Below are 15,682 nucleotides of genomic sequence, written 5' to 3' on the forward strand. Positions count from 1 at the left end.
CCCGGATCTGATCGACGGATGCCTCACCCAAGCCGGACTGATCATGGATGGCTGACCCCGGCCAGCCCCCGACACCACTCATTCAATTTCAGTAACGGTGGGAACTCGGTAGAAGCCTGGTTAAGTTGCTCTGACGACCGACCGATTCCAGACGACACAGCTGAGGTGCCACCGTGGTATTCCAGATGCCGGAACGCTCAGGGCCGGGTTTCCGGCGCAGGGTAGGCCCGCCCTCCCGGCGGGCGCGGGTGGCCCTGCTGACCCTGGGCGTGCTCGCGGTGCTGTTCCTGCTGTTCGTCATGTTCGCCGGGTTCTGGACGGACTGGCTGTGGTTCAGGTCGGTCCACTACTCCTCGGTGTTCACCACCCAGCTGTGGACGAAGATCGGGCTGTTCGCGGTGTTCGGCCTGCTGATGGCGGTGATCGTCGGCTTCAACGTCTGGCTGGCGCACCGGCTGCGCCCGCCGCTGTCGGCGATGTCGGTCGAGCAGCAGAGCCTGGACCGCTACCGGGCGGGGCTGGCGCCGTTCAAGCGCTGGGCGCTGATCGGCGTCTCGCTGGTGATCGGTCTGGTGGCGGGCGCGGCGGCGTCGGGCCAGTGGCGGACCTGGCTGATGTGGACGAACGCGACGTCCTTCGGCGAGAAGGACGCCCAGTTCGGCATGGACGTCTCGTTCTACGCCTTCGACCTGCCGTTCTACGAGTTCGTGCTGGGCTTCGCGTTCAGCGCGGTGATCGTCTCGCTGCTGACCTCGGCGCTGGTGCACTACCTGTACGGGGGGCTGCGGCTGCAGGGCCCCGGGCGGCGGGCGAGCGCGGGCGCGCAGGGGCACCTGGCGGTGCTGCTGGGCGTGTTCGTGCTGCTGAAGGCGGTGGCGTACTGGCTGGACCGGTACGCGCTGGCGGTGAAGACCGGTTCGTACAAGGGCGTCTCGGGCTGGACGGGCCTGCGCTTCGTGGACGCCAACGCGTTCCTGCCGGCCAAGACGATCCTGTTCTTCGTCGCGATCATCTGCGCGGTGCTGTTCTTCCTGACGCCGATCCGCCGCACCTGGGCGCCGGCCCTGATCGGGCTGGGGCTGATGGTGCTGTCGGCGGTGCTGATCGGCGGGCTGTACCCGGCGATCGTGCAGCAGTTCCAGGTCAAGCCGAACGAGCAGGCCAAGGAGACGCCGTACATCCAGAAGAACATCGACGCCACGCGCCAGGCGTACGGGATCGCGGACGCGCAGACCACCCAGTACAGCCCGCAGGGCTCGACCAACGCGGACGCATTGAAGCCGGACGCGCAGACCATCGCGGACATCCGGCTGCTGGACCCGAACATCGTCTCGCCGACGTTCCAGTCGCTGGAGCAGCAGCGCAACTACTACGCCTTCCCGAGCACGCTGGACGTGGACCGCTACGGCACGGGCGCGGGCAAGCAGGACACCGTGATCGGCCTGCGCGAGCTGGACCTCAACGGGGTGCAGCGCAACTGGATCAACGACCACTTCAAGTACACCCACGGCTACGGCGCGGTGGTCGCCAAGGGCAACCAGGTCGACGACCGGGGCCAGCCGGTGTTCAGCGAGTCGGGTCTGCCGGCCACCGGCACGCTGGGCGACTACCAGCAGCGGATCTACTACGGCGAGAAGACGACGACGTACTCGATCGTCGGCGGCTCGAACAAGGAGATCGACTACACCGACCCCAAGACCGGTCAGAACGCCGAGTACACCTACTCCGGGGACAGCGGGGTCTCGCTGGACAACCCGATCACCCGGGCCGCGTACGCGGTGCGCTTCGCCGAGCCGCAGATCCTGTACGCGGGGGCGATCACCGACGGCGCCAAGGTGATCTACAACCGGACGCCGAAGGAGCGGGTGGAGAAGGTCGCGCCGTGGCTGTCGATCGACGCCGACCCGTACCCGGTGGTGCAGGACGGCCGCGTGGTCTGGGTGCTGGACGGTTACACCACCTCGGACGGCTACCCGTTCTCGTCGAAGACGACGCTGGGCACGGCGACCAAGGACTCGCTGACCAACCAGCGCGGTGAGCTGCTGGCCGTCGCCAACCAGGTCAACTACATCCGCAACTCGGTCAAGGCCACGGTGGACGCCTACACCGGCGAGGTGAAGCTCTACCAGTGGGACGAGAAGGACCCGGTGCTGAAGACCTGGATGAAGGCCTTCCCCGGCACGGTCGAGCCGAAGGCGGACATCCCGCAGTCGCTGCTGCCGCACCTGCGCTACCCGCAGGACATGTTCAAGGTGCAGCGCGACCTGCTGGGCCAGTACCACGTGACGGACGCCAACTCCTTCTTCAACGGCAGCGACATCTGGCAGGTCCCGGTGGACCCGACCAGTGACACCAAGCAGGTCCAGCCGCCGTACTACGTGACGGTGCGGATGCCGGACACCAACGCCGCGAGCTTCTCGCTGACCAGCACCTTCGTGCCGAACCAGCGGCCGAACCTGGCGGCGTTCATGGCGGTGGACGCGGATCCGGGCGACGACTACGGGAAGATCCGGATCCTGAAGATGACGGGGGAGAGCGGCGCGCCCGGCCCGGGCCTGGTGCAGTCGAAGTTCAACTCCCGTCAGGAGGTGGCCTCGCAGATCACGCTGCTGAAGAGCGGCGGCGACTCGGACCTGGAGTACGGCAACCTGCTGACCCTGCCGGTCGGCAACGGGCTGCTGAACGTCGAGCCGGTGTACGTGCGCGGACGCGGCGCCAAGTACCCGACGCTGCAGAAGGTCCTGGCGGTGTACGGGGACGACAACGTGGCGTTCGAGAACACCCTGGAGGACGCCTTGAAGAAGGTGTTCGCGGGGGCGGCCCCGGCGACCACCCCGACCGCGCCGTCCACCTCGGGCACCGGCGGGACTCCGACCTCGCCGACGACGCCCTCGCCCACCGGGCCGGCCACCCCGGCGCCGGGCGGGACGATCTCGCCGGAGCTGCAGAAGGCGCTCGCGGACGCGGAGAAGGCGTACAACGACGCCCAGACCGCGTTCAAGAACGGCGACTGGGCGGCGTACGGCAACGCCCAGAAGGCGCTCGGCGACGCCCTGAAGGCCGCCGACGCGGCCCGCGGCGGCGGCCCGGCGCCGACCCCGCCGGCGACGCCGACGGGGTCCGGGTCGCCGAGCCCGACCCCGTAGTCCCCGCTGAGCTGCGGTAACCGTTTTCGGTTCCACCCCGTGTCCGTGCTATGGTTTAACCACCGACGCGGGGTGGAGCAGCTCGGTAGCTCGCTGGGCTCATAACCCAGAGGTCGCAGGTTCAAATCCTGTCCCCGCTACTCAGTAGCCGAAGGGCCCGGAGGATTCTTCCTCCGGGCCCTTCGCTTTTCCGGGCTCGGGCGTTTCCCTCCCCAAGCGGGGGGAACCGCTCCGGTACTATCGACCGTCGCCAACGGGGACGGCATTGGGGTTTGTGGGGTGGAAGTGTCGGGAAATCGACAAAGCGCCGAAGCAATTTCGTCGGCTTCGGGTTCGCCCCGCCCGAATTCGGCCGGGGCAGGTGTACGCGGGTAGCGGGTGATGCGACGATGGGACACATGGGGGACGGTGCGCGGTTGCTGACCGGCCGTCGGGTCCGGCGCCTCTCCCGCGAGTCCCTCCGGCCGCGGGCCGGGGCACGATGCCGCGACACTCTGGGGGAGCGGGAGTCGGCATGAGGCTGATCGGCAAGTCAGGGTCCAAGTCCGGTGCGGCCGCCGAGGCGGACACCGACGCCTGGGCTGAGAGCGCCGAGAGCCCCGACGGCCGCCCGGGAGCCCTGCCCGCCCAGCGCACCAGCGGACTGTCCGAACGTCCCTCGGTAGGCGGCTTCGGCCCGGACAGCCTGGTCCACGTGTCCACCCGTCAGTTCTCCGCCGCCGTCGGCGCGTACGGCGCGGCAGGCGAGGACGCGCCCGTCGGCGCCGCGCTGGACCCGGCCGGCCTGGACCCGACCAGCTTCGAGACCGCGCTGGCCGCCCGCGAGTGCGCCGCCCTGGAGGCCCGCCACCGGCAGGCCGCCGACGACGGCGACGCGGACGCCGCCAGCCGGCTCGGCACCCTGCTGCTGCGCCGCGGCGACCTGGAGGACGCCGAGCCCTACCTGCGCGCCGCCGCGGCCGCAGGGCTGCGCGCCGCCGCCAACAACCTCGGCGTGCTGCTGCACCAGCAGGGCCACCGTGCCGAGGCCGGCCAGTGGTGGCGCCAGGCCGCCGTCTCGGGCAGCGCCCCGGCCGCCCACGCGCTCGGGCTGCAGCTGCGCGACCAGGGCGAGGAGGAGGCCGCCGAGTACTGGCTGCACTTCGCCGCCGACCACGGCCACCCGCTCGGCGCCTACGCGCTGGGCGACCTGATGGAGCACCGGCGCGACGTGCGTGCCGAGCGCTGGTTCAAGGTCTCCGCCGACGCCGGGCACCGCGAGGCCGCCTACCGGCTGGCCCGGATGCGCGAGGCCGCCGGGGACAAGGACACCGCCGAGGCCTGGTACCGCACCGCCGCCGCCCGCAGCCACCCCCGCGCCGCGCTGCGCCTGGGCGTGCTGCTGGAGGAGCGCGCCCGCACCGACCAGTCGCTGCTGGACGAGGCGGCCCGCTGGTACCGCCAGTCCGCCCAGAACGGTGAGCCGCGCGCCGCCTGCGCGCTCGGCTTCCTGCTGCGCGACTCCGGGGACGTCGCTGCCGCCGCCGAGTGGTGGCGGGAGGCTGCCGAGGCCGGCGACGGCAACGCCGCCAATGCGCTGGGCGCCCTGCACGCCAGCCGAGGCGAGGCCAAGCAGGCCGAGCACTGGTACCGCACCGCCCTCGACGCGGGCGACCAGAACGGCGCCTTCAACCTCGGCCTGCTCTGCGCCGGCACCGGCCGCGAGCAGCAGGCCGAGCAGTGGTACCGCCGGGCCGCGTACGCCGGGCACCGGGAGGCCTGCAACGCGCTGGCCGTGGTGCTGCTCCAGCGCGGCGACGAGTCCGGCGCCGAGCCGTGGTTCTCCAAGGCCGCCGAGGCCGGCAGCGTCGACGGCGCCTTCAACCTCGGCGTGCTGCACGCCGGGCGCGGCCAGCACCACCAGGCCCAGGAGTGGTACGCGCGGGCCGCCGCCGAGGGCCACGGCGAGGCGGCCCTGCAGCTGGCCGTCGCCCAGGAGCAGCGCGGCAACCTGCCCGGCGCGCTGGAGCGCTACCGGCAGGCGGCGGCCGGCGGTTCGGCGGAGGGCGCGTTCCGGCTGGCCTCGGTGCTGGACCGGCGCGGGGACGCCGACGCCGAGGCCGAGCACTGGTACGCGGTGGCGGCTGACGCCGGGCACCGGCGGGCGCAGGTGCGGATGGGCGTGCGGGCGGCCGAGCGCGGGGCGCTGGAGATCGCCGAGAGCTGGTACCGGCGGGCCGCCGAGGCGGGCAGCCGCAGCGCCGCGTTCAACCTGGGGCTGCTGCTGGCCCGGCAGGACAGCGAGGCGGAGGCGATGCTCTGGTACACCCGGGCCGCCGACGCCGGGCACGGGCGCGCCGCGCTGCGCCTGGCGCTGCTGGCGCTGCGCCGGGGCGAGCCGGTGCAGGCCGAGAACTGGTGCCGCCGGGCGATCGACTACGGGCCGGCCGAGGTCGCCGAGCGGGCCGGGCGGCTGCTGGGCGCGCTGCACGCGGAGCTCAGCGCGTAGCCCGTCGCCTCGAACGTGCCCGTCGGCCCCGGCTGCCGGTCAGGGGCTGCAGTCGGGGCACAGGCCGCGGTAGGTGACCTCGGCGGCGGTGACGGTGAAGCCGAAGCGCTCGGCGGCGGGGAGGTCGGCGAGCGGGTCGCCGTGCGGGTGGACGTCGCGGATCGCGCCGCAGCCGGAGCAGACCAGGTGCTGGTGGGCGCGGTGGGCGTTGGGGTCGTAGCGCTTGGCGCGGCCGTCGGTGGCGACCTCCAGCACCTCGCCGAGGGCGACGAGCTCGCCGAGCGTGTTGTAGACGGTGGCGCGGCTGATCTCGGGCAGGTGGGCAGCGGCGCGCGCGTGCACCTCGTCCGCGGTGAGGTGGACGTGCTCGCCGTCGAGGACCTCGGCCACCACCCGGCGCTGCGAGGTGAGCCGCCAGCCGTGTCCGCGCAGTCTCTCCAGCAGGTCGCTCATGGCACCAGAGTAAGTCACGCTCTGAGTTTGGTTCCAGTGTTGACTTGGACAAAGTCCAAGTTAGGATCGTGTCATCACGACCGGATCCCTCGGAGGCACCCGCTATGACCACGCAGGACGAGCTGCGCCCGACCCTCACCACGGAGGCGGGTGCCCCCGTCGCCGACAACCAGAACACCGAGACCGCGGGCGTCGGCGGCCCGGCCCTGATCCAGGACCAGCTGCTGTTCGAGAAGCTCGCGCACTTCAACCGCGAGCGGATCCCGGAGCGCGTGGTGCACGCCCGCGGCGCCGCGGCGTACGGAACCTTCACGGTGACCGCCGACCTCTCGCAGTACACCCGCGCGGCGTTCCTGTCCGAGGTCGGCAAGCAGACCGAGGTCTTCCTGCGCTTCTCCACCGTGGCCGGCAACCTCGGCTCGGCCGACGCGGTGCGCGACCCGCGCGGCTTCGCGGTGAAGTTCTACACCGAGGAGGGCAACTACGACCTCGTCGGCAACAACACCCCCGTGTTCTTCATCAAGGACGCGATCAAGTTCCCGGACTTCATCCACACCCAGAAGCGAGACCCGTACACCGGCTCGCAGGAGGCCGACAACGTCTGGGACTTCTGGGGCCTGTCGCCCGAGGCGACCCACCAGGTGACCTGGCTGTTCGGCGACCGCGGCATCCCGGCCAGCTACCGGCACATGAACGGCTACGGCTCGCACACCTTCCAGTGGCAGAACGAGGCCGGCGAGCACTTCTGGGTCAAGTACCACTTCAAGACCGACCAGGGCATCCGCAACCTCACCCAGGGCGAGGCCGACAAGCTCGCCGGCGAGGACCCGGACAGCCACCAGCGCGACCTGCGCGAGTCGATCGAGCGCGGCGAGTACCCCACCTGGACGGTGCAGGTCCAGGTCATGCCGGCGGCCGACGCGGCCGGCTACCGCTTCAACCCCTTCGACCTGACCAAGGTCTGGCCGCACGCCGACTACCCGCTGATCGAGGTCGGCCGCCTGGAGCTCAACCGCAACCCGGAGAACGTCTTCGCCGAGGTCGAGCAGTCGATCTTCTCCCCGGCGCACTTCGTGCCCGGCATCGGCCCGTCCCCGGACAAGATGCTCCAGGGCCGCCTGTTCGCCTACGCGGACGCCCACCGCTACCGGGTCGGCATCAACGCCGACCACCTGCCGGTGAACCGTCCGCACGCCACCGAGGCCCGCACCAACAGCCGCGACGGCCACCTGTACGACGGCCGCCACGGGCGACAGAAGAACTACGAGCCGAACAGCTTCGGCGGCCCGGTGCAGACCGGCCGCCCGCTGTGGGCCGCCACCGCCGTCGACGGCCCCACCGGCAACCACGCGACGCCCGCGCACGCCGAGGACGACGACTTCGTGCAGGCCGGCAACCTGTACCGGCTGTACTCCGAGGACGAGAAGCAGCGCCTGATCGCCAACCTGGCGGGCTTCATCGCCAAGGTCTCCGCCGACCGCGAGGACATCGTGGAGCGGGCGGTCGACAACTTCCGCAGGGCCGACGCCGACTACGGGCAGCGGCTGGAGGCGGCGGTGCGGGAGCTGCGCAAGCAGTAGCCCGGGCCGGCTGAAGCGGCGGGCCCCTCGACCAGCACGAACTGGTCAAGGGGCCCGCACCCATTCCCGCCCCGAGCCGAAGGGGCGCGCCGGTGTCGAAAGGGAGAAGCGACCAGCGAGGCACGAGCGCCGGAGCGCCGACCGTCGGCACCGGGTCCGAGCGCCCCGCAGGCGAGCGGGCGAGTAGCAGAGCTACACGCTCAGGCGGCGCAGGGCCTCCTCGTGCAGCAGGCCGTTGGAGGCGACGGCGTCGGCGCCGCCGGGGCCGGGGATGCCGTCCAGGCCGGTGAAGTGGCCGCCGGCCTCCTCGACCACGATGCAGGGCGCGGCCATGTCCCACAGCGACAGCTCGGGCTCGGCGGCGATGTCCACGGCGCCCTCGGCGACCATCATGTAGGACCAGAAGTCACCGTAGGCGCGGGTGCGCCAGCAGGCGCGGGTGAGGTCCAGGAACGGGTCGAGGCGGCCGCGGTCCTCCCAGCCGGTGAGGGAGGAGTAGGAGAGGGAGGCGTCCTCGATCCGGGACACCCCGGAGACGTGGATCCGGGAGGCCTTGGCCAGGCTGCGGCCGGCGAAGGCACCCAGGCCCTTGGCGGCCCACCAGCGGCGCTGCAGCGCCGGGGCGGAGACGATGCCGACCACCGGGCGCTGGACGCCGTCCGGGCCGTCCTCCAGCAGGGCGATCAGGGTGGCCCAGACCGGGACGCCGCGGATGTAGTTCTTGGTGCCGTCGATCGGGTCGATCACCCAGCGGCGCGGGCCCGAGCCCTGCAGGCCGAACTCCTCGCCGAGGACCGCGTCGCGCGGGCGGGCGCGCTGGAGCACGCTGCGTACGAGCTCCTCGGCGGCCTTGTCGGCGTCGCTGACGGGGGTGAGGTCCGGTTTGGTCTCGACCGTCAGGTCGAGGGCGCGGAAGCGCTCCAGGGTGACCGAGTCGGCCGAGTCGGCGAGGACATGGGCGAGTCGGAGATCGTCGTGGTAGTCGGCCATGTCCGAAACCCTAGCGAGCCCGTCCCGATCGGCACAGCCGGGCTCGCGGAGCGGGACGCTTCCCGCCTGACGCCTCCCGCCTGACGCCTCCTGGCTAGTGGGCGGTGCCGCTGAGCTGCAGGCCGATCACGCCGGCGATCACCAGGGAGATGGAGACCAGCTTGAGCACCGAGGTGGTCTCGTCCAGGAAGACCATGCCGTAGATCGCGGTGCCAGCCGCGCCGATGCCCGTCCACACCGCGTAGGCGGGGCCGACCGGCAGGCTCTTCAGGGAGAGGGTGAGCAGGCCGAAGCTGCCGAGGGCGAACACGCAGAAGCTGACGGTGGGCCAGAGCTTGGTGAAGCCCTCGCTGAGCTTGAGGTTGATCGCGAAGCCGGTCTCCAGCAGGCCGGCCAGGACCACCAGGGCCCATGCCATCGCGTGCCCTTCCTGTCGATCGACGGACGGACCGTACCCGGCCCGACTTTCCTATGATCGCCAGGCGGGCCCGCTCCGACACCTCGAACGGCCGATGGACCGCGGGGACGGGCAGAGCCTCAGTCGCCCTCGCGGGACTCCTTGCTGGCCAGCAGGCGGCGCAGCGAGTAGAGCCGGGCGGCCTCGGCGTGGCCCTCGGCGACCCAGGCGTCCAGGGCGCAGTCCGGTTCGTCGTGGCTGCACGCGCGCGGGCAGTCGACGGTGCCGGGTTCCAGGTCGGGGAAGGCGTGGATGACCCGGGACGGGTCGATGTGCGAGAGGCCGAAGGAACGGAAGCCGGGCGTGTCGATCACCCAGCCGGAGTTGAGCGCCTTCTTGGAGCCCGCCTTGGCGCCGGGCGGCGGGGGCAGCCGCAGCGCGAGGGCGGAGACGGTGGTGTGCCGGCCGCGGCCGGTGACGGCGTTGACCTGGCCGGTCTGCCGCTGGCGGTCCGGGACGAGGGCGTTGACCAGGGTGGTCTTGCCGACGCCGGAGTGGCCGATGAACACCGTGGAACGTCCGCGCAGGTGCTCGCGGACGGCCTCGGCGCCGGTGGTCTCCAGTTCGTCCCGGCGGGTGACGACGTAGGCGATGCCGAGCGGGGCGTAGGACTCCAGCAGCGGGGCGGCCGGGGCGAGGTCGGACTTGGTGAGCACCAGCAGCGGTTCCATGCCCGCGTCGTAGGCGGCGACGAGGCAGCGGTCGATCAGCCGGGGGCGGGGCTCGGGGTCGGCCAGGGCGGTGACGATGGCCAGCTGCTCGGCGTTGGCGACGACGATCCGCTCGTACGGGTCGTCGTCGTCCGCGGTGCGCCGCAGCACGGAGCTGCGCTCCTCGACCCGCACGATCCGGGCGAGGGTGTCGGTGTCCCCGGAGAGGTCGCCGACCAGGCTGACGACGTCGCCGACGACGACGCCCTTGCGGCCCAGCTCGCGGGCCTTCATGGCGACGACCTGGCGCTCCTGCTTGGTGCCCGGGTCGATCAGGCAGGTGAGCCGGCCGCGGTCGACGGTCAGTACCATCGCCTCGGCGGCGTCCTCGTGCTTGGGCCGGATCCGGGTCCGCGGCCGGGAGCCCCGGCGGGCGGGGCGGTTGCGGATGTCGTCCTCGTCGGCGTCCTTGCCGTAGCGGCGCATGGCTTCAGTCTCCGCTCAGGCGTCCGCCGCCGCTCCGCCGAGCAGCTCCGACCACATCTTGGGGAAATCGGGCAGGGTCTTGGCGGTGGTGGCCACGTTCTCCACCTCGACGCCGCGCACGGCGAGGCCGAGCACCGCGGCGGCGGTGGCCAGACGGTGGTCCTCGTAGGTGTGGAAGACGCCGCCGTGCAGCGGGCGCGGGCGGATCCGCAGGCCGTCCTCCGTCTCGCTGACGTCGCCGCCGAGGTCGTTGATCTCCTTGGCGAGCGCGGCGAGCCGGTCGGTCTCGTGCAGGCGCAGGTGGGCGATGCCGTACAGGTGGGACTCGGAGTCGGCGAGGGCGGCGACGGCGGCGATCACCGGGGTGAGCTCGCCGACGTCGTGCAGGTCGGCCTCGATGCCGTGGATCCGGCCGGTGCCGGTGAACTGCAGGCCCTCGTCGGTGAACTCGCAGGCGCCGCCCATCCGGGTGTAGAGGTCGCGCAGCTGGTCGCCGGGCTGGGTGGTGTGCTTGGGCCAGTCGCGGACGGTGACCCGGCCGCCGGTGACCAGGGCGGCGGCGAAGAACGGCGCCGCGTTGGACAGGTCGGGCTCGACCACCAGGTCGCGGCCGAGCAGGGCGCCGGGGGTGACCCGCCAGACGTCCTTCTCGCCGCCGTCCTCGGGGGCGTCGACCTGGGCGCCGGCCAGGCGCAGCATCTCGACGGTCATCCGGATGTGCGGCAGGGAGGGGACGGGGCCGCCGACGTGCCGGACCTCGACGCCGTGGTTGTAGCGGGCGCCGGAGAGCAGCAGGGCGGAGACGAACTGGGACGAGGAGGAGGCGTCCAGCTCGACCGGGCCGCCGTCGAGGCCGCCGGTGCCGTGGACGGTGAGCGGGAAGGTGCCGCGGCCGTCGTCCTCGATGCGGGCGCCGAGCGCGCGCAGGGCGTTGATCACGCCGTGCTGGGGGCGCTCGTGGCTGCGCGGGTCGCCGTCGAAGTGGACGGGGCCGTCGGCGAGGGCGGCGAGCGGGGGCAGGAAGCGCATCACGGTGCCGGCGTTGCCGACGTCGACGTTGGCGGGGCCGCGCAGGACGGGGGCGGGGATGACCCGCCAGGCCTCGCCGCCGCCGGTGCCGCCGGAGTCGTTGTTGACCTTCTCCTCGATGGTGACCCCGAGGGCGCGCAGGCCGTCGGCCATCAGCTGGGAGTCGCGGCTGCGCAGCGGGCGGCGCACCCAGCCGGGTCCGTCGGCGAGTGCCGCCAGCACCAGGGCCCGGTTGGTGACCGACTTGGAGCCGGGGATGGTGACGGTGGCGTCGACGGGGGCGGTGGCGACGGGGGCGGGCCACAGGGTCTCGGTCATGTGGGCCAGTCTAGGGGCCGTACCGGAACGGCCCCGGTCGGTGGCCGCATGGCGATACTCGCCCGCCCACGCCCCGGGCGGGTGGGTGCGGCGGTCAGTGCAGGGGCTGGAGCAGCCAGGTGGCGCCGAGGGCGAGGCAGGCGAGGGCGACGAGCAGGAAGACGGTGACCCAGGCGAGGGCGGGGACGTGGGTGAGCCGGGCGAGTTGGTCGGCGTCGGAGTCGCGGGCCCAGCCGATGCGGCGCTGGTGTTGGAGCTCCAGGACGGGGCGCACCGCGCCGATGAGCAGGAACCAGCAGCCGAGGTAGGCGAAGCCGGCCTGGACCTGGGCGCTGCCGAACCAGGAGACCAGGAAGAAGGCGCCGCCGGCGACCAGGACGGTGAACAGGCCGAAGGCGTTGCGCACGCGGATGAGCAGGGCCAGCAGCAGGGCGATGGCGAGCCACAGCAGCAGGGTGATCCGGTCGGCGGCGAGCAGGGCGGCGCAGCCGAGGCCGAGCAGGGCGGGGGCGGTGTAGCCGGCGGCGGCGGTGAGGACCATGCCGGGGCCGGTGGGGCGGCCGTAGGAGAGGGTGAGGCCGGAGGTGTCGGAGTGCAGCCGGATGCCGGCGAGTTTGCGGCCGGTGGCGAGCGCGGCGAGGCCGTGGCCGCCTTCGTGGGCGATGGTGACGGCGTTGCGGGCGACGTTCCAGAGCGGGCGGGCGAGGACGGTGAGCAGGGCGGCGGCGCCGGTGGCCAGGACGAGCCAGCCGGGCGGGGCGGCCTGGGTGCCGGTGACCTGGCCCCACAGGGCGCCGAGGTTCTGGTCGTTGGCGTTCATCGGGGGGGTCTACGCCTCCGTTCGCTGCGTTGGGCCGTTCGGGGCAGCCTCCCATGCGGGGACGGGTGGGCGGGAACGGGCGGTTCCGGCCGGGGGATGAGGAAGTGGTGAGAAGGGGCGGCATGGCAAGCTGGCCCGCATGTGCGGTCGCTTCGCAGCCAGCAGCAAGCCCGAGGACATCGTCGAGCTGTTCGACGTGGAGTACTGGGATCCCGAGGAGACCCTGGACCCGAACTGGAACGTGGCGCCGACCAACAGCGCGTTCGTGGTGCTGGAGCGGTTGTCCAAGGAGCGGCCGCGGCCGCTGCGGCAGCTGCGGGCGCTGCGCTGGGGGCTGGTGCCGCCGTGGTCGGACTCCGCCGGGACGGCGGTGAAGATGATCAACGCCCGGTCGGACACGGTGCACGAGAAGCCGGCGTACCGGCAGGCCTTCGCCTCGCGGCGGTGCATATTGCCGGTGGACGGCTACTACGAGTGGCAGACGGTGCCGGGCGAGCGGGGCAAGGCGCGCAAGAAGCCGTTCTTCGTCTCCCGGGCGGACGGTGGCCCGCTGGCGCTGGCCGGGCTGTACGAGTTCTGGCGCGACCGGGCGGTGCCGCCGCAGCATCCGCGGGCCTGGCTGGTGACGTTCACGATCGTCACCACGGACGCCGAGGAGTCGCTGGCGCCGATCCACGAGCGGATGCCGCTGTTCCTCGACCGGGAGTCCTGGGGCGTGTGGCTGGACCCGCGGCCGAGCGACCCGGACCGGCTGCGCCGGCTGCTGGAACCCCCGCCGCCCGGCGCGCTGCTGGCCACCCCGGTGTCCCCGGCGGTCGGCAGCATCCGCAACAACGGCCCGGAGCTCAAGGAGCCGTGGGTCGAGGCCGAGTACGAGACCACCCTGTTCTGACGTTTCCCGGACTCGCGTCCCGGATCCACGTCCTTGGATTCAAGCCGGCTGGAGCCGCCGAGATGACCACCTCCGAACTCGTTGCCACCGGGGCCGGCGAGGCCCGGATCACCTATCACCGGGCGGCCGCCCCGAGGGCCGTGCTGGCGCTGGGGCACGGCGCCGGCGGCGGGACCGGGGCGCCGGACCTGGTGGCGCTGGCCGAGCGGCTGCCGCCGCGCGGGATCACCGTGGCGCTGGTCGAGCAGCCCTGGCGGGTGGCGGGCAGGAAGCTGGGCCCGGCGCCGAAGACCCTGGACCTGGGCTGGCGACCGGTGGCGGAGCGGCTGGCCGGGCAGGGGGTGCCGCTGGTGGTCGGCGGGCGCAGCGCCGGGGCGCGGGTGGCGTGCCGTACGGGGGCGTCGACCGGGGCGGTGGGGGTGGTGGCGCTGGCGTTCCCGCTGCACCCGCCGGGCAAGCCGGAGAGGAGCCGGGCGCAGGAACTGCTGGAGTCGGGGCTGCCGACGCTGGTGGTGCAGGGCACGGCGGACCCGTTCGGCGGGCCGGCGGAGTTCCCGGAGCTGCCGCGGGGGCACGAGTTGGTGGAGGTGCCGTACGGCGGTCACGGGTTCGCGGTGCCCAAGCGGGCGCCGGTCGGGGAGGACGAGGTGCTGGGGCTGATCTGCTCGGCGGTGGGGGACTGGGTGCTGCGGCTGGTGTGAGCGGGTCGTCGCCGGGCGGGTGTGGGCAGGGGGCCCGGGGCGGCCGTGAGCAGGGAGTTCGTGATCGCTCACCCGTGCGAGTGAATGGTGCGTGCGGGCGGGAATGCGGGCGGGGTGCGGGTGGTTGTCGTGTCCGTCAGCACGAGTCACCGGTGAGAGGCAGGGCAGATGGGTTCGATCGCGTGCCCCGAACGGCCTGAGGAGCGCGAGGCCACGACGGCGTTCGCTCCCTCGTGGTCGGAGTGGCTCGACGCGGGCGAGAAGCCCGTCAGCCCGATATCCTCCATTTCTGGGCGGCCCGCCGTGGGTCGCTCCCGTCATGCCGAGGAGGTGGGTCCGGTCGTCGGGACCGAGCACGAGGCCGAGCCGGGCCGTGGCCCGGACGAGGCCCTGCCTGCGGACGAGGCGCTCACCGGTGAGGAGCTGGCCGAGGCGATCGGCGAGGACACCTTCCGGGTGTCGGCGGAGGAGACCGAGGAGGCCCGGCGGGAGCGCTTCGAGCGCGACGCCCTGGGCTACCTGGATCCGATGTACTCGGCGGCGCTGCGCATGACGCGCAACCCGGCGGATGCGGAGGACCTGCTCCAGGAGGCGTTCGCCAAGGCGTACGCGTCCTTCCACCAGTTCCGTGAGGGCACGAACCTCAAGGCCTGGCTGTACCGCATCCTCACCAACACGTTCATCAACTCGTACCGCAAGAAGCAGCGGGAGCCCCAGCGCACCGCGGCGGAGGAGATCGAGGACTGGCAGCTGGCCCGGGCCGAGTCGCACATGTCGACCGGTCTGCGCTCGGCCGAGACCCAGGCGCTCGACCACCTCCCCGACAGCGATGTGAAGGACGCGCTCCAGGCCATTCCGGAGGAATTCCGGATCGCCGTCTATCTCGCGGACGTAGAAGGCTTTGCGTACAAGGAGATCGCGGACATCATGGGTACTCCCATCGGTACGGTGATGTCCCGGCTGCACCGCGGCCGCCGGCAGCTGCGCGGCATGCTGGAGGATTACGCCCGTGAGCGCGGGCTGGTCCCGGCCGGCAGCGGGGCAGGGCAGGAAGCGAAGGGCTCGGGCTCATGAGCTGCGGCGATCCGCACGAAACGGAGTGTGGCGAGGTCCTCGACCACCTCTATGAATTCCTCGACAACGAGATGCCCGAGGGTGACTGCGCCAAGTTGCGCGTGCACTTCGAGGAGTGCTCGCCGTGCCTGAAGCAGTACGGGCTGGAGCAGGCGATCAAGGCGCTGATCAAGCGTTCCTGCGGCTGCGACGACACCCCGACCGACCTGCGCGGCAAGGTGCTGGCGAGGATCGACTCGATCCGGGCCGGGCAGCGCTCGGGTGAGCCGGTGGTGGTCGCCGCGGAGACCTCGGTCGAGGTGCACGCCGAGTCCGCCCGTCCGGCACCGACCATGACCCAGGCGCAGGAGGGCGCGGCCGAGGAGCCGGCCGTGCGCCCCGGTGCGCCGGTCGAGGCCGGCGCACCGGCGGAGTGAGCGGCCGGTCGACGCGCGGCTACGCGGCCGCCGGCCGGAAGCGGTAGCGCGCCGGCCCGTCGACGAGGGCGGCCCGGCGGTTCGGGCAATGAGTTCAGCGGGACCAGGGAGAGGGGGGTCCAGAGGCTCTTCCTCTTTTTTTCCTCCTTCCTTCCACCCCTTTGATGTGTTTTGGTGGTTCC

Annotated in this window: 13 protein-coding genes and 1 tRNA gene; 8 read left to right on the forward strand and 6 right to left on the reverse strand. The window is 72.5% G+C overall.

Going from position 1 to position 15,682, the window contains the following annotated elements; translation table 11 throughout:
* Positions 1-185: 185 nt before the first annotated feature.
* The 3 genes from ACFQ87_RS37570 (at position 186) to ACFQ87_RS37580 (ending at position 5,634) form a co-directional block, all read left to right on the forward strand.
* Positions 186-3,146 carry a UPF0182 family protein gene (locus ACFQ87_RS37570; RefSeq protein WP_380615434.1) on the forward strand — a complete coding sequence of 987 codons (2,961 nt, stop codon included), beginning with the start codon at positions 186-188 and terminating at the stop codon, positions 3,144-3,146.
* 66 nt (positions 3,147-3,212) lie between these two features.
* Positions 3,213-3,286, forward strand: a tRNA-Met gene (locus ACFQ87_RS37575).
* Between the two features lie 374 nt (positions 3,287-3,660).
* Complete coding sequence (locus ACFQ87_RS37580) at positions 3,661-5,634, forward strand: tetratricopeptide repeat protein (RefSeq protein WP_380615435.1); 1,974 nt, start codon at positions 3,661-3,663, stop codon at positions 5,632-5,634.
* Positions 5,635-5,673: 39 nt separating this feature from the next.
* On the opposite strand, the gene ACFQ87_RS37585 is transcribed toward ACFQ87_RS37580, so the two are convergent.
* Positions 5,674-6,087, reverse strand: coding sequence for a Fur family transcriptional regulator (locus ACFQ87_RS37585; RefSeq protein ID WP_380615436.1), 414 nt, complete (start codon positions 6,085-6,087; stop codon positions 5,674-5,676).
* Between the two features lie 104 nt (positions 6,088-6,191).
* Here ACFQ87_RS37585 and ACFQ87_RS37590 point away from each other — a divergent pair, with 104 nt between their 5' ends.
* On the forward strand, positions 6,192-7,667 hold the full coding sequence (locus ACFQ87_RS37590) for a catalase (RefSeq protein ID WP_380615437.1): 1,476 nt from the start codon (positions 6,192-6,194) through the stop codon (positions 7,665-7,667).
* 192 nt (positions 7,668-7,859) lie between these two features.
* Here ACFQ87_RS37590 and hisN read toward each other — a convergent pair whose 3' ends face one another.
* The 5 genes from hisN to ACFQ87_RS37615 form a co-directional block, all read right to left on the reverse strand.
* Positions 7,860-8,657: a histidinol-phosphatase gene (hisN, locus tag ACFQ87_RS37595; RefSeq protein WP_380615438.1), complete on the reverse strand. Its 798-nt coding sequence runs from the start codon at positions 8,655-8,657 to the stop codon at positions 7,860-7,862.
* Positions 8,658-8,751: 94 nt separating this feature from the next.
* A complete protein-coding gene (locus ACFQ87_RS37600; RefSeq protein ID WP_380615439.1) occupies positions 8,752-9,075 on the reverse strand; it encodes a DMT family transporter in 324 nt (107 codons plus the stop codon).
* A 119-nt stretch (positions 9,076-9,194) separates the two neighbouring features.
* Positions 9,195-10,250, reverse strand: a complete 1,056-nt coding sequence (gene rsgA, locus ACFQ87_RS37605) for a ribosome small subunit-dependent GTPase A (RefSeq protein WP_380615440.1) — start codon at positions 10,248-10,250, stop codon at positions 9,195-9,197.
* Between the two features lie 15 nt (positions 10,251-10,265).
* The gene (aroA, locus tag ACFQ87_RS37610; protein ID WP_380615441.1) at positions 10,266-11,597 is read right to left on the reverse strand and encodes a 3-phosphoshikimate 1-carboxyvinyltransferase; all 1,332 of its coding nucleotides are present in this window, start codon (positions 11,595-11,597) and stop codon (positions 10,266-10,268) included.
* Positions 11,598-11,691: 94 nt separating this feature from the next.
* On the reverse strand, positions 11,692-12,417 hold the full coding sequence (locus tag ACFQ87_RS37615; RefSeq protein WP_380615442.1) for a M50 family metallopeptidase: 726 nt from the start codon (positions 12,415-12,417) through the stop codon (positions 11,692-11,694).
* Between the two features lie 139 nt (positions 12,418-12,556).
* Here ACFQ87_RS37615 and ACFQ87_RS37620 point away from each other — a divergent pair, with 139 nt between their 5' ends.
* From ACFQ87_RS37620 to rsrA, 4 genes are all read left to right on the forward strand, one after another.
* Entirely contained in the window at positions 12,557-13,309 is a 753-nt protein-coding gene (locus ACFQ87_RS37620) for an SOS response-associated peptidase (protein ID WP_380615443.1), read from the forward strand.
* Between the two features lie 62 nt (positions 13,310-13,371).
* Entirely contained in the window at positions 13,372-14,010 is a 639-nt protein-coding gene (locus ACFQ87_RS37625; protein WP_380615444.1) for an alpha/beta family hydrolase, read from the forward strand.
* A gap of 423 nt (positions 14,011-14,433) precedes the next feature.
* A complete protein-coding gene (locus tag ACFQ87_RS37630; RefSeq protein ID WP_167349734.1) occupies positions 14,434-15,084 on the forward strand; it encodes a sigma-70 family RNA polymerase sigma factor in 651 nt (216 codons plus the stop codon).
* Complete coding sequence (rsrA, locus tag ACFQ87_RS37635; RefSeq protein ID WP_380615445.1) at positions 15,081-15,500, forward strand: mycothiol system anti-sigma-R factor; 420 nt, start codon at positions 15,081-15,083, stop codon at positions 15,498-15,500. Before ACFQ87_RS37630 ends, rsrA begins: the two co-directional genes overlap by 4 nt.
* Positions 15,501-15,682: the final 182 nt, after the last annotated feature.

This window comes from Kitasatospora sp. NPDC056531 (assembly GCF_042794375.1).
Taxonomy (GTDB): domain Bacteria; phylum Actinomycetota; class Actinomycetes; order Streptomycetales; family Streptomycetaceae; genus Kitasatospora.

Excerpts from the sequence above, each read along its gene's own strand:
- ACFQ87_RS37570 (WP_380615434.1), top strand. The coding sequence starts at position 186 with ATGCCGGAACGCTCAGGGCCGGGTTTCCGGCGCAGGGTAGGCCCGCCC.
- ACFQ87_RS37580 (WP_380615435.1), top strand. The coding sequence starts at position 3,661 with ATGAGGCTGATCGGCAAGTCAGGGTCCAAGTCCGGTGCGGCCGCCGAG.
- ACFQ87_RS37585 (WP_380615436.1), bottom strand. The coding sequence starts at position 6,087 with ATGAGCGACCTGCTGGAGAGACTGCGCGGACACGGCTGGCGGCTCACC.
- ACFQ87_RS37590 (WP_380615437.1), top strand. The coding sequence starts at position 6,192 with ATGACCACGCAGGACGAGCTGCGCCCGACCCTCACCACGGAGGCGGGT.
- hisN (WP_380615438.1), bottom strand. The coding sequence starts at position 8,657 with ATGGCCGACTACCACGACGATCTCCGACTCGCCCATGTCCTCGCCGAC.
- ACFQ87_RS37600 (WP_380615439.1), bottom strand. The coding sequence starts at position 9,075 with ATGGCATGGGCCCTGGTGGTCCTGGCCGGCCTGCTGGAGACCGGCTTC.
- rsgA (WP_380615440.1), bottom strand. The coding sequence starts at position 10,250 with ATGCGCCGCTACGGCAAGGACGCCGACGAGGACGACATCCGCAACCGC.
- aroA (WP_380615441.1), bottom strand. The coding sequence starts at position 11,597 with ATGACCGAGACCCTGTGGCCCGCCCCCGTCGCCACCGCCCCCGTCGAC.
- ACFQ87_RS37615 (WP_380615442.1), bottom strand. The coding sequence starts at position 12,417 with ATGAACGCCAACGACCAGAACCTCGGCGCCCTGTGGGGCCAGGTCACC.
- ACFQ87_RS37620 (WP_380615443.1), top strand. The coding sequence starts at position 12,557 with ATGTGCGGTCGCTTCGCAGCCAGCAGCAAGCCCGAGGACATCGTCGAG.
- ACFQ87_RS37625 (WP_380615444.1), top strand. The coding sequence starts at position 13,372 with ATGACCACCTCCGAACTCGTTGCCACCGGGGCCGGCGAGGCCCGGATC.
- rsrA (WP_380615445.1), top strand. The coding sequence starts at position 15,081 with ATGAGCTGCGGCGATCCGCACGAAACGGAGTGTGGCGAGGTCCTCGAC.